This window comes from Pseudomonas mosselii (genome assembly GCF_019823065.1).
Lineage (GTDB): Bacteria > Pseudomonadota > Gammaproteobacteria > Pseudomonadales > Pseudomonadaceae > Aquipseudomonas > Aquipseudomonas mosselii.
In genome coordinates this window covers 1-13,718 of the sequence record NZ_CP081966.1, presented here as the reverse complement: position 1 = coordinate 13,718, position 13,718 = coordinate 1, and the positions used below count along the sequence as shown (strand labels likewise).

Here is a 13,718-nt window from a genome sequence, read left to right as displayed (position 1 = left end):
GACTTACCCTGTCCCTTCGGTCAGTTTTGACCTCTACAGTTAATTCCAGCAGAGCGATATTCGAGGATTTTCAACTCACCTGTTGAGTCCTCGTAATTCATCTGTGTCGGCATCACGTCGCAGCTACCTTTGAGCGAAGTCATACTGATAACTCTCGCCACATCCAGTTTCATTCCGTAGCGATAATGGATCACTTCAGGTGGTTTTTTTCCATTGGCAGCGGCGTAGGCACGCATTGCTTGCTCATTTGCCTGAATCATCTTTCCGTGTAAGCGATCAGATCCTCCTTCAGCTAAAGCAGATGAGGAGGCGATTACGAGCATGAGGGCGGCAATGCTTTTAGCGGTGTTCATTTCTGTTACTCCATGAAGACATGAGTGAAGCTTACCGACTGGGAGCTGTCATCCACGTGATCCAGGAATTACATGTTTGTAAGCAGGCTATCGATAATGATGGCTCTGAATACACGTGAAAGCCGCGTCGTTTCAGGCTGCGACAGTTTTAATTCTCTAGCGAATCAGTCTGAACCGGCGTTTTGGGTGATTGCGACAGTTTTGCGTTTCCTCTCCAAATGGCTGCAGGCCGCGAAAGACGGGACCCTCTAGCGACAGTTTTAATTCTCTAAATCCACCACCCGCAGAAAATTTCGTCACGCCCCAGAATGGGAATTTGCATTCGGGGCGCACCACGATTCATCTCGTGCCAGAAGCCGCCTGCAGTGCAATCAATTGGCGAGCCAAGACTCGACTACCTCAGCGCCATACTCGTTTTTCCAGGCCTTAAGCGTACGCTGATTACCACCCTTGGTCTCAACAACCTCTCCGCTGTGTGGATTCTTGTAGACCTTCACTTCGCGTGGTTTCCGAGAGGTTTTTGGGGCCATATCAGTGGAAGCCACCGCTTGCGGATCGAGGATCAGCACCACTTGGCGCAGGCCGTAGCCATACTCGTTGAGCAAACTGCGCAGCTTCGTTTCAAATTCCATTTCCTGCTTCAGGGCAGAGTCATTTTTCAGCGCTTCCAGCTCCGCCAGTTGGGCTGCGAGCTGTTGTTCGAGCAGGCGGAATTCAGCGAGACGGGACATAAGATTCTCCAAAATGGGTTCGATGATTTTAGCAATCAAGAAAGAAAGCGTGCTAACTATCTTGATCCCACATGCCTGAATCGGCAATCACGAGGCTGAGCGATCGGTGTGGATAAAAACGTGATGGCTTCAGGATCGTCGATCTGGGCGGCTTCACTTGCGAGGTAATCGATCAGCTTTTTGCTTCTTACCCAAACGTACTGCCGGCAAGCCGCGTTTGGAATGGATGGCCCCGCAACGGGGCGAAACCTGGCCTCCCAAAGGTGCTTGAACGCCTCCCTGGTCGACTTCCCCAAATACACCGCAATCTCCGGTCCCAAGATATAGCCACGCCTGAATCTGTCGATGGCTTGAGGCTTAACCATCAATTGCGTACGCCGGCCTCGTTCGACAGCAGTGCTCCATAGCAGACCCAGTCGAACGAACGCGTATGCGCATTGTTCTTTGACGCCTAACAGCGCAGCAGCCTTGACTACCGACAGGCCGGGAAAGACCGGACTCTTGTTCTCAGCTCGGGCTTGTTGCCACGCTGCAAAATCTTGCGGCTTGAGTAACCACGCCCCTACCGCAACCGAGCCATTCTCAGCTGGGCCGTAAGCGCGAAGTTCACCTGCACGTATTGCCTGAACCAACTCGACCAACCCACCCCCCTTGGGCAGAGAATGCTTGGCCAAGTAGTTGATCGACACCAGGCTCTGGTCAGAGCTGGTAGGCAGCTTCTCATCAATCAATTCGTTGATCGAGCGGCAGTCAATCAGCCACCTTTCGCCTGGGCGCGGTTCTCCACCAAAGAACTGGAGGGTACCACCAGCTAGCAGCTGCCTAACCCGATTGCGACAGAGGCTTAGCAAAGTCGAGGTTTCTTTCATATCAGCCACGCCCTGGAGATGCTGCGAGATTGCCTTCAAATGATCCAGGTCCACGACCGTAAAGACTCGATCTTCATGGACCTTCTCCCGATAGGCGATTTGTCCCTCCTGATGAAGGCGTTTTATGACTGATACCCCGAGACCACAAGCTTCAGCAGCAGAATCGAACGACACCCAACGATGTCTCTCAATCGTCTCCTCACTCAAATTGCGATTTCGCTTCGCTAACGGTGCTTCCCACGCATGCTGCAGAAATGATTCGAACTCTCGACGAAGAAAGTCAAAACAAGAGTCATCCAGATCACGGTGGATGTCGTGGTATATCGGGCCGAACGATCTGCTGAGCGTCCAATGTTCGTTATCGGAATGGACTGCCTTGAGGCCACTCAGCAGTTCTCTGAATGCGAGAGGCCAGTTCATGAGAACCACGCCCGCCGCGTTTGCCATAAGCCGCGATATCTCTAGCGAACCCGAATCAGCAACCTTCAGCGGCTGGGTTCTTTCCGTAGGCAAACTTCTGACAGCGAGACGCGATGACAACTCGTGAAACTGTTCGTAGGTGAGGGCCGCCAATCCCGCGTCAGCTGGCAACGAGTCGGCGTAAAACCTATCTTCAAAGCCAGAGGTGAGCCAGGCGGCCGTATCACTCGCCGGCGCGATCTCAAAATTGGTCCCACTCAATGAGGTGCCACACGCTTGGCAACTATTCGCACTCATTGCGCTTGGATCGGTTTCCTTCAGACAGTTGGGGCACCGCCCGTGGAGTTCAGTGCCGTGGACAGAACACGTCGTAACCAGGGTCAAGCCCCAGCTTTCTCTCCAATAACCGGCTTCGCCCAAACAGATCGGACAGTAACGAGCGTGATGAGTCGTCCATAACTTGACCCCCTTGGGCCTTGGATCACGAAACTCAGCAGATACCGCAGGCCAGCTCAGTGGTCCTTCCATCATCTGCAGCCAGTCCGCAACATCGGTCTCGTCGGCTCGTGCAAAGGCGGTGAGCAGTTCCTTTCTGGGTAATCCGTTGGCTTTCGCCAGGCGCTGCAGGTACCCCAAAAGACTTTCGTCTTGGTGTGGTCGTGGGTTGATTAAAAGACCAAACATTCCTACACATCCATGAAATCGAAGACATAAAAATCAGGGGAGTAGAGCCGGGCCGATAAGCCCGGCCCTTGGCCGTCAGGTACTGCTCTCTTCGAACGTCTCAAACGGCTCCCGCTTCCCGAACAGAGGCTGGAAATTGAAGCTCGCACTGAAGGGGTTTCGATCCTCGGTGGCGTAGCTCCAAACCTCGTCTTCAAAAGCCTGGGCCAGCACAGGAAGTTCAATCCCGACAAGGTCCTGGACTTGAACCAGCCAAACAGCCCTGTCCACAATCTTGATGAGGTAGTCGATCAATCCATAGGAAGCCAGGTAGAAGCGTTTAATCATCGCTGGCTCTACAAAACTGATGGTTTGAACAGGCAGTTCGCCCTCGATTGCCTGCAACAACATCACGAAATGAAGAGACGTATTAGCGGAGAAGGTGAAGCGATCGTATGCCACCGTGGCCGAAAACCTGCGTCGCAGTTGCTCGTTTGCTAGCAGGAGATTTTCGGTGCGCTTCAGCCCAATCAGAACAAACGCGATACTGGTTTCATTCATCAGACTCTTGATCCAGTCTGCTGCCTCATACGCACCATTACGACGATAATCGACCAGGTGCTGCGCCTCATCGAGGACCAACATCTCCACGCCAAGGTTCTTCAGCAGCAGGACTACTCGCGCAAATTTAACCTCTGCCGAATGTCCTCGTGCCTCTGCGAAGGGATCCTTCAGCTCTGCCAAAATGGCTGCTGCCAGGTTCTTTTTGGTTGGAGACGAAGGCATCTCGACGAACAGAACTGTCCGCTTCTGTGGGTCATGGCTCTCCAATTCCTCCAATGACCGAATGTACTCCTTGACCAATGTGCTCTTGCCCACTCCGCTTGGACCTTGGATCAGCAACCCTTTACTTGCTCTGGTACGCCGACTATCGCCGTGGATATCGCCTAGTCGCGTCAACGCTCGCTCGACTTGAGGGCTGTGAATAAAACGATCGCGGAGCGTAAAGCTGTATTCACCATGCTCGTAGCATTCGTACAGATTGATGGCGTTCATGGCTTAGAACTCCCAGCAGGGCGACGAACCGAGACCTTGAAGGCTGCTGGCGGAATGTTAGGAATAGAGTCACCGGTCCATTCCACTTCAGCGAGTACCTTGGGTGGAGGCGTGCTTTCGGTCACTCGACCCTCCTTGTCGATTTTCGCTATGGCAGCTGCGCGTCGTTTTCTGAGCGTCTGCGAACGGCGGGCCTCGTCTGCATCTTCCATAATTTCCTGGTAGCACCTGTGCGTAGCCTCGAAGCTAGGCTGCTCATTATATTTTTCTCGCAGCGCTTTCTCGGCAGCCTTCCACACCTCCCTGCTCTTACCGGCCATTCGCTCATCTTTGGCGGGCACTTTGAAGAACAAGTTTCTGAAGCGGTCGTGAACCCAAACGTGCCCGGCTTCGTCTCGATAGCGGACGTTTACCTTTTCTCCGTCTGCCAAACGCATACGGAGCTCAGCAAGTTCCGTAGAGTGGTAGCCCACTTTGGCAACCTCGATGCCGTAATGGTGAACCTTCACCGAGGCCCGCTTGGCCAGAATGCACTCCAACGAGTCCAGGTCGACGGGAAGGCTGATGACATGGTTCGCCTCGCTAGTCCCCCAGACTTGAGCCGGTGTTCTGTTGTCCAGCCCCCGATGAGGAGTCTGGTGGTAACCATCGACGATCCATTTCACTACCACCGCCTCCAATTGAGGGAGCGTGAAACATGCATTCTTCTCCGAGTCGTAATCGCCACGCTGCTGGATATTCGAGAAGGTGGTACCCGGGAGGTTGTGGATAAGCCCCAGGTTCTGTGTGCTGAAAAAGCGTTCGACGGCACCTTTCCTTTGAGGGGCCCTTGAAGCGGGATACATGATCTCGATACCCAACTCGTTGAATCCCATGATGAGATCGCCCGCGTGAAATTCCGCTGCGTTGTCTGGGACTATTCGAGCCGGCAGCCCACGTGCCCACCATTCATTTCTCACTTTCGGAAAGCGCTTCAGCAATTCGGCTTTTGGACGGATTGAGCGTTCGATCACACGAAGCACGGTTTCCGTATTTGGCGCCGACAGGTGGAGCAAATATCCCATCACCATTCGAGAGAAGCGGTCGAGGACGATCGTCAGATAGGGGCGCCCAATGCACAGCCCCGAGGTTTCATCCACAAGCTGGACGTCCAACAAGGTGTGATCAATTTCCCAACGTTCCAAAATCTCATGGACACGTAGGACACCCGCCGCAACACGGTGCTTCTTGTCTGCTGCGTGTTTTCCGAGCCTCTCCTTATCCACAAGGTACGGATCCAGCTTGGCGATGTACCTTCGGACAGTCATTCCGCTTGGGATCTTGAGCTGATCCGAAGGCAAACGACTTTTGTTCCTCTCTTTTATCTGATCCTCGAATTCTGAAACGACCACGCTGACCGCTGGAATCGTATCCTGCAGGTAGGTTTTATTAATCACCCCTTCAAGAATAACTTCGAGCTCTCCCTGTATCGCGGCAGCCCGACCCTTTTTGGCATGCTGAGGGATAAGCTTTACTACGTTCTGGCCAATGTATTTGGCTGCCCAACGTCGAATAGTGGAAACCGAGGGTGCGCACGCATCCCCAATCTTTTTGGCGATATCTCTAAGCTTCTTGATCATGTCTTCGTCACCCGGTAGCTTGTATTTACCGCGCTTAGTTAGGTCGTCCAGATACTTGCGTCGACGCAATGCCTCATCTCCATGTTTTTTGGGGAAGCATGAAATATCTGGAGGGACGTTCCGCACATACGGAACCCTCCCAAGGTATGGCTGATCAGCGGAGATCTCGATCTCGCGCTTCTCGTAGGCCTCATAGAACTCCTTCTCGGATAGCTTCGTGGGCTCACCAAGCTCATCGAAAAAGAGCAGCTTCCGGTCAATAAGCCTCTTCTCAAGCACCATCAGTACGCCACGAACGATGACGACCAATTTCACCCTAAGGGAAAAGGTTTGCATGACGGTGCCCCCCTTGCAGGAAGACCGGGGAGTCAGTGTCAATTGACCTATCAAGGTCAATGCCCACCACCCCAAGGCCTAACAAGCGCCAGGCTTTCCCCTCACCAACCACGTAGAGCAGATCTGCAACGGTCATAGGCGGCCATTCGTTGAAGGTCGCCATTACCTCCTCCAACGCCTGATGCGAAAGCTCTGGACCGCGCCGGTGATACATCAGCCTTCTAAGATTGGTAGCCAGGGGTTCAGCTTCAATTAACTTTTCAGTGATCACCGAAAAGTTACGGGCAGTGGCGTTGAAGTAGCGCTCAGCGGCATCCAGTCGCTGCCTGACGCTGGCAATCTTCAGTCGGTCGTGAGGCTTCACTTCAAACCACCACTCGCGCCCATCCGCGAGGAAAACCTGTACGTCTGGGTAATATTTGAAGTAGCCCTGGAGCGATGGAACACGTTCCTCACTGGGCTGCGGGACGTAGCCGATGACCGCAGGAGACAGCTCAAGAAGCCGAAAAAGAGCGCCTTCGAGCTGGGACTCCCAGGGCACAGGCTTTTTATTTTTGAGCGATGGGAAGTAGCCGCGGTAATGGTTGGACCGCCGCGTGACCACCTTTCGTACTGTCATGAAACACCTCCGAAAATCTCGAAACGAGCGCCGACGCTGCGCCAAAAAATCAAGGCGCAGGGCGGGCGAAGTGAGGCCTTTCGACAGGCAACACTGTGCCGTCGAGTAACCTCGCTAAGGTCGAAAAAATGGGAGAGGATTGACAGTCGCTTCGAAAAAGCAGACATTGCGGGTTCTGAGGACGCAAGTCTGCTTCGCTAAGCGCGGTCAGTCCTCTCGGGATTGATCGCGTTTTTCTACATTTTCAGGTCTCCTTTTCTCTCATTGGTCATGACTCTCATGACTGATCAGAATCTAAAGCAATCGGCTTGCTCTCTTTATTTCTAAACGGCCACTTCGTGATCGCTGGAGCAATTTGGATCAGGTCTGAAGCTCTCGCTTCAAACAGCTGATTTGGCTGAAAATCTTCAGTGCAAAGCGGAAAAGTTGGTCATAGATCTTATTCCAACATCCCTTCGAAATCTACAAAAAATCCAAAATGGCAACTTCCACCAAATTCCATTTCCATACTAAATTGTTCAAATTAATACTTAACACGTACGCTTAATTAACTATTAAGGTGTTCAAATATTAGTTTTAAAGTCCTCTCAATCTCTCTGCTGCTCAGATCCGCCCGCCGACCCTCTCAGCACTTCCAGCGCCCCATCAAATCACTTCCTCAAATCCCCCCATCTGCATCATTTTCCAATGAGCGGAGTAGGGCGCCCCGGCAGGAATTCCAGGCAAAAAAAAGCCCGCGAAGGCGGGCTTGATGGTGACCGACAGGGGCCATGGTTGAAGCCCGGCCGGTCATCTATTTGTGAAAGCGTGCAGCTTTTCTGTGAACCTACACGCAGATCAGAAGTCCAGGTTGGACACCGACAGCGCGTTGCTTTCGATGAAGTCGCGACGCGGTTCGACCGCATCCCCCATCAGGGTGTTGAACAGCTGATCGGCGGCGATGGCGTCCTCGATGGTCACCTTGAGCATGCGGCGCACGGTCGGGTCCATGGTGGTTTCCCACAGCTGGTCCGGGTTCATCTCACCCAGTCCTTTGTATCGCTGGATGGTGTGGCGCTTGGTGCTCTCGTTCATCAGCCAGTCGAGGGCTTCCTTGAACTCGGTGACAGCCTTGCGACGTTCGCCACGCTGCACATAGGCGCCGTCGCCCAGCAAGGTACCCAGCTTTTCACCCAGGGCAACGACTGTCTTGTAGTCATTGCTACCGAAGAAGTCACGGTTGAAGGTGACATAGCTGGCCAAACCATGGGAGGTCGTTTCAACGACAGGCAGCCAGAGGTTGCGCTCCTTGTCCTCGTGCAAGTCGGCCTTGTAAGCCAGACCAGAACGCTGGCTATTATCCAGACGCTGCTGGAACGCCTTCAGCCAAATGTCCATCTGCGCCTTATCGGCCAGTTGCTCGAGGGAAACCTTTGGCAGGTAGATGAAGTGCTCGGTCAGCTCTTCCGGGTACAGGCGCGAAAGACGCTTGAGGGTTTTCATCACCGCGCGGAATTCGTTGACCAGCGCCTCGAGCTGCACGCCGGAAACGGCTGGCGCGGACTCGTCCAGGTGCAGGCTGGCATCTTCCAGGGCCGACTGGGTCATGTATTCTTCCATGGCCTCGTCGTCCTTGATGTACTGCTCCTGCTTACCTTTCTTCACCTTGTACAGCGGCGGCTGGGCGATATAGATGTAGCCACGCTCGACCAGCTCCGGCAGCTGACGGAAGAAGAAGGTCAGCAGCAGGGTACGGATGTGCGAACCGTCGACGTCAGCATCGGTCATGATGATGATGTTGTGATAACGCAGCTTGTCGATGTTGTACTCTTCACGGCCGATGCCACAACCCAGCGCGGTGATCAGCGTGCCGACCTCCTGGGAAGAGATCATCTTGTCGAAGCGCGCTTTCTCGACGTTGAGGATCTTGCCCTTGAGCGGCAGGATCGCCTGGGTGCGACGGTTGCGGCCTTGCTTGGCCGAACCACCCGCGGAGTCACCCTCCACCAGATACAGTTCGGAAAGGGCAGGGTCCTTCTCCTGGCAGTCGGCCAATTTGCCCGGCAGGCCGGCGATGTCCAGAGCACCTTTGCGGCGAGTCATCTCACGGGCTTTACGCGCCGCTTCACGGGCCCGGGCAGCGTCGATCATCTTGCCGACCACGGCCTTGGCTTCGTTGGGGTTCTCCAACAGGAAGTCGGCGAAGTACTTGTTCATCTCCTGTTCCACGGCAGTCTTCACCTCCGAGGAAACCAGCTTGTCCTTGGTCTGCGAGCTGAACTTAGGATCCGGCACCTTGACCGAGATGATCGCGGTCAGGCCTTCACGGGCGTCATCACCAGTGGTGGCGACCTTGTTTTTCTTCGCCAGGCCTTCCTGCTCGATGTAGCTGTTCAGGCTACGGGTCAGCGAGGAACGGAAGCCGACCAGGTGGGTACCACCGTCGCGCTGGGGAATGTTGTTGGTGAAGCACAGCAGGTTTTCGTTGAAGCTGTCGTTCCACTGCAGGGCGACTTCGACACCCACGCCATCGTCACGCTGGACGTTGAAGTGGAAGACCTGGGAGTTGACCGGGGTCTTGTTGGTGTTCAGGTATTCAACGAATGCGCGCAGGCCGCCTTCGTACTTGAAGAACTCTTCCTTGCCGCTGCGCTCGTCCTTCAGCAGGATGCCGACACCCGAGTTCAGGAACGACAGCTCGCGGATACGCTTGGCGAGAATGTCCCAGCTGAAGTGGATGTTCTTGAAGGTTTCAGCCGAAGGTTTGAAGTGAATGTGGGTACCGGTGGTTTCGCTTTCACCGACCACCGCCATCGGCGCCTGTGGCACGCCATGGACGTAGGTCTGTTCCCAGATCTTGCCGCTACGACGAACGGTGAGCACCAGTTGCTCGGACAGGGCGTTCACCACCGAGACACCTACGCCGTGCAGACCGCCGGATACCTTGTAGGAGTTGTCGTCGAACTTACCGCCGGCGTGCAGCACGGTCATGATGACCTCGGCCGCGGAAACGCCTTCTTCTTTATGCACGTCGACCGGAATACCACGGCCATTGTCACGGACGCTGATGGATTCGTCCGGGTGAATGATGACGGTGATGTCATCGCAGTGCCCGGCCAGGGCTTCGTCGATCGAGTTGTCGACCACCTCGAATACCATGTGGTGCAGGCCGCTGCCGTCATCGGTGTCGCCAATGTACATGCCGGGACGCTTGCGTACGGCATCCAGCCCTTTCAGCACCTTGATGCTGGAGGAGTCGTACGTTTGATTTTCGCTCATGCCTTCACTCCCGATGGTCGTGGGTCTGGGTGATACGGCCTTGTTCCACGTGGAACAAGGCGACTGGCGTTTCCGTCTGCCAGCCTTCCCTCAGAAATTCGTGGTCTACACAGGTGATGAACACCTGGCAGTTCAATTCTTCAAGCAAGCGGCACAGGGCGCGGCGATGCTGCTCGTCCAACTCGGACGGCAGGTCGTCCACCAGATAAATACACTGGCCCCGACGAACCTGGCTGACCAGGTGTCCCTGGGCAATGCGCAAGGCACAGACCACCAGCTTCTGCTGCCCCCGCGAGAGGATGTCGGCCGCGTTGTTCGCGCCCAATCGCAGGCGCAGATCGGCACGTTGTGGCCCGGCCTGGGTATGGCCCATCTGCTGATCGCGAAGGAGAGAGGTTGCGAGGACTTCGTTGAGTTCCCGGTCCTTGTCCCAACCTCGGTAGTAGCTCAGGGTCAGCCCGTCCAGTTCGACCAGCTCGCTCAGGGTACGCTCGAAGACAGGCTTCAAGGCCTTGATGTAGTTGCGACGGTATTCATCTATTTCCGCACTGGCGAGACATAACTCCCGATCCCAGGCGGCTTGCGAAACGGCATCAAGTGTACCATGCCGCAGCCATGAGTTCCGCTGCCGCAGGGCTTTCTGCAGGCGCTGCCAAGTCGCCATGAAGCGAGGTTCCACGTGGAACACGCCCCAATCGAGGAACTGCCGGCGCACCTTGGGCGCACCTTCGAGCAGGCGGAAACTGTCCGGGTTGATCAGTTGCAGGGGGAGCATCTCGGCCAGTTGCGCGGCGCTGCGCGCATTCTGTCCGTCGATACGAATGGTGAAATCACCCTGCCGCTCCCGTGAAACACCCAGGTTGCTGGTACCGCCTTCGGCCAGTTCGACCTGACCGAACACGGTGCAGGTCGGCTGCTCGTACTGAATCACCGGGTTCAACCGGGTGCTGCGGAACGAACGGGCGAGCCCCAGCAGGTGCACCGCTTCGAGCACGCTGGTCTTGCCGCTGCCGTTGGCGCCGTAAAGGATGTTGATGCGGGGGGAGGGTGAAAGGGTCACCGGGTGCAGATTGCGCACCGCGGTGACCGAGAGACGTCGAAGGGACATGTCGCCTGCTATGGGTTACAGACGCATCGGCATGACAACGTAGGACGAATCGTCATTGCCGGCTTCCTGCAACAGGGCGCTGCTATTGGAGTCGGACAGAATCAGGCGAACCTGTTCGGTGGTCATGACGCCCAGCACATCCAGCAGGTAGCTGACGTTGAAACCGATCTCCAGCGAGCTGCCGTTGTAGTCGACGCTGATCTCTTCTTCCGCTTCTTCCTGTTCCGGGTTGTTGGCCTGGATCTTCAGCTGGCCGGCGGCCAGTTGCAGACGGATGCCGCGGTACTTCTCGTTGGACAGGATCGCGGTACGGCTGAACGCCTCGCGCAGCGCCTGGCGATCACCGATCACCAGCTTGTCGCCGCCCTTGGGCAGGACACGCTCGTAGTCCGGGAACTTGCCGTCGACCAGCTTGGAGGTGAAGGTGAACTCACCGGTGGTGGCGCGAATGTGATGCTGGCCCAGGACGATGCTGACCATGCCTTCCGGATCGGTGAGCAGGCGCGCCAGCTCGAGGATACCCTTGCGTGGCACGATGACCTGGTGACGGTCAGCCTGGCCGATCGGTGCCTGCATGGCGCACAGCGCCAGACGGTGACCGTCGGTGGCGACGGCGCGCAGGGTATCGGTGGACACTTCCAGCAGCATGCCGTTGAGGTAGTAGCGCACATCCTGCTGGGCCATGGCGAAGCTGGTCCGCTCGATCAGGCGGCGCAGCTTGCTCTGTTCCAGGTTGCAGGTCAGCGAGCCCGGGCCTTCTTCCACGGTCGGGAAGTCGTTGGCCGGCAGGGTGGACAGGGTGAAACGGCTGCGGCCGGCCTTGACCAGCAGCTTCTGCTCGTCGACCTTGATGTCGACCAGCACATCGCTGGGCAGGCTCTTGCAGATGTCCATCAGCTTGCGCGCCGGAACGGTGATCTCGCCCGGCTCCGCAGGCTCTTCCAGCTGGACGCGGCCAACCAGTTCGACTTCCAGGTCGGTACCGGTCAACGACAGTTGCTGGCCTTGCACGACCAGCAGGACGTTGGACAGGACCGGCAAGGTCTGGCGGCGCTCGACGACGCCTGCGACCAGTTGCAGGGGTTTCAACAGGGCTTCGCGTTGAATGGTGAAATGCATGGTCTAGTCCCTTGCCTTCAATTAGCTGCGCTGACGGCCATCAGGTCGTCAGCGTGCGCAGCAGGTTCTTGTAGTCCTCGCGGATGTCCGCGTCGGATTCCTTCAATTCGTTGATCTTGCGGCAGGCGTGCAGCACGGTGGTGTGGTCGCGGCCGCCGAACATGTCGCCGATCTCCGGCAGGCTGTGGTTGGTCAGCTCTTTCGACAACGCCATGGCTACCTGGCGTGGACGCGCCACGGAGCGCGACCGTCGCTTGGACAGCAGATCGGAGATCTTGATCTTGTAGTACTCGGCCACGGTGCGCTGGATGTTATCCACACTGACCAGCTTGTCCTGCAGCGCCAGCAGATCCTTGAGCGATTCTCGGATCAGCTCGATGGTGATGTCGCGGCCCATGAAGTGCGAGTGGGCGATCACCCGCTTCAGGGCGCCTTCAAGCTCACGCACGTTGGAGCGGATCCGCTGGGCGATGAAGAACGCGGCATCGTGCGGCAACTCGACCTTGGCCTGGTCGGCCTTCTTCATCAGGATCGCCACGCGGGTTTCCAGCTCCGGCGGCTCGACGGCCACCGTCAGGCCCCAACCGAAGCGGGACTTCAGGCGCTCTTCCAGGCCTTCGATTTCCTTCGGGTAGCGGTCGCTGGTGAGGATCACCTGCTGGCCGCCCTCGAGCAGGGCGTTGAAGGTATGGAAAAACTCTTCCTGGGAACGCTCCTTGCGGGCAAAGAACTGGATGTCATCGATCAGCAACGCATCGACCGAACGGTAGAAACGTTTGAATTCGTTGATCGCGTTCATCTGCAGCGCCTTGACCATGTCGGCAACGAAGCGCTCCGAATGCAGGTAGACCACCTTGGCATTCGGGTTCTTCTTAAGCAGGTGGTTACCCACAGCGTGCATCAAGTGTGTCTTACCCAGGCCGACGCCACCATAAAGGAACAGTGGGTTGTAGCCGTGCTTGGGGTTGTCGGCCACCTGCCATGCCGCGGCGCGAGCCAGTTGGTTCGACTTGCCTTCGACGAAGGTTTCGAAGGTGAAGGTGCGGTTCAGGTAGCTGGTGTGCTTCAGGGCACCCTCGACCTGCACCGTGCGCTGCTCGGTGCGACCGCTGGCAACCGGAGCGCTCGCGATCTCGGCCATGCTGTCGAAGCTGTCACGCGAAGAGGGCTCCTCGACTTCGGCCACCTGCGCCGGCTCCACCACAGGTGCGCTGACAGGCTCGAGTGCGGGCGCCGCCTGCTGTACCTGCGCCTGTTGCGCGAGGGTTGCCGCGACGGCGGCACTGACAGGGGCGTTGGGTGCGGCACGGGCTGCGGAACTGCGCCGGCTGCCTATTAATAAGGAAAGGGCAGGTGCGATACCGCTGCCTTGTTCACCCAGCAGTTCGAGCAGGCGGCCAAGGTACTTTTCATTGACCCAGTCGAGCACGAAGCGGTTGGGCGCATAGACGCGCAACTCGTCGCCTTCGGCTTCGACCTGTAGCGGACGGATCCAGGTGTTGAATTGCTGGGCAGGCAGCTCATCGCGCAGAAGCTCCACGCACTGCTGCCAAAGTTCCACTGACAC

General features: G+C 56.6%; 10 protein-coding genes. All 10 read right to left on the bottom strand.

What is annotated here, in order from left to right:
- Positions 1-20: 20 nt before the first annotated feature.
- Positions 21-353, bottom strand: a complete 333-nt coding sequence (locus K5H97_RS00050) for a DUF2790 domain-containing protein (protein WP_011953079.1) — start codon at positions 351-353, stop codon at positions 21-23.
- Positions 354-724: 371 nt separating this feature from the next.
- Positions 725-1,084 carry a histone-like nucleoid-structuring protein, MvaT/MvaU family gene (locus K5H97_RS00045; protein ID WP_010951431.1) on the bottom strand — a complete coding sequence of 120 codons (360 nt, stop codon included), beginning with the start codon at positions 1,082-1,084 and terminating at the stop codon, positions 725-727.
- A 56-nt stretch (positions 1,085-1,140) separates the two neighbouring features.
- A complete protein-coding gene (locus tag K5H97_RS00040) occupies positions 1,141-3,057 on the bottom strand; it encodes a TniQ family protein (RefSeq protein ID WP_010951430.1) in 1,917 nt (638 codons plus the stop codon).
- 75 nt (positions 3,058-3,132) lie between these two features.
- On the bottom strand, positions 3,133-4,092 hold the full coding sequence (locus K5H97_RS00035; RefSeq protein WP_010951429.1) for a TniB family NTP-binding protein: 960 nt from the start codon (positions 4,090-4,092) through the stop codon (positions 3,133-3,135).
- Positions 4,089-6,047, bottom strand: a complete 1,959-nt coding sequence (locus K5H97_RS00030; protein WP_011953078.1) for a DDE-type integrase/transposase/recombinase — start codon at positions 6,045-6,047, stop codon at positions 4,089-4,091. Before K5H97_RS00030 ends, K5H97_RS00035 begins: the two co-directional genes overlap by 4 nt.
- A complete protein-coding gene (locus K5H97_RS00025; protein WP_011953077.1) occupies positions 6,028-6,666 on the bottom strand; it encodes a TnsA endonuclease N-terminal domain-containing protein in 639 nt (212 codons plus the stop codon). Before K5H97_RS00025 ends, K5H97_RS00030 begins: the two co-directional genes overlap by 20 nt.
- An 837-nt stretch (positions 6,667-7,503) precedes the next feature.
- On the bottom strand, positions 7,504-9,924 hold the full coding sequence (gene gyrB / locus K5H97_RS00020) for a DNA topoisomerase (ATP-hydrolyzing) subunit B (RefSeq protein ID WP_028690033.1): 2,421 nt from the start codon (positions 9,922-9,924) through the stop codon (positions 7,504-7,506).
- 4 nt (positions 9,925-9,928) lie between these two features.
- Positions 9,929-11,032 (bottom strand): DNA replication/repair protein RecF, encoded by a 1,104-nt coding sequence (gene recF, locus K5H97_RS00015; RefSeq protein WP_028690032.1) that lies wholly within the window; start codon positions 11,030-11,032, stop codon positions 9,929-9,931.
- Positions 11,033-11,047: 15 nt separating this feature from the next.
- Positions 11,048-12,151, bottom strand: coding sequence for a DNA polymerase III subunit beta (gene dnaN, locus K5H97_RS00010; protein ID WP_028690031.1), 1,104 nt, complete (start codon positions 12,149-12,151; stop codon positions 11,048-11,050).
- Between the two features lie 40 nt (positions 12,152-12,191).
- Entirely contained in the window at positions 12,192-13,718 is a 1,527-nt protein-coding gene (gene dnaA, locus K5H97_RS00005; RefSeq protein ID WP_028690030.1) for a chromosomal replication initiator protein DnaA, read from the bottom strand.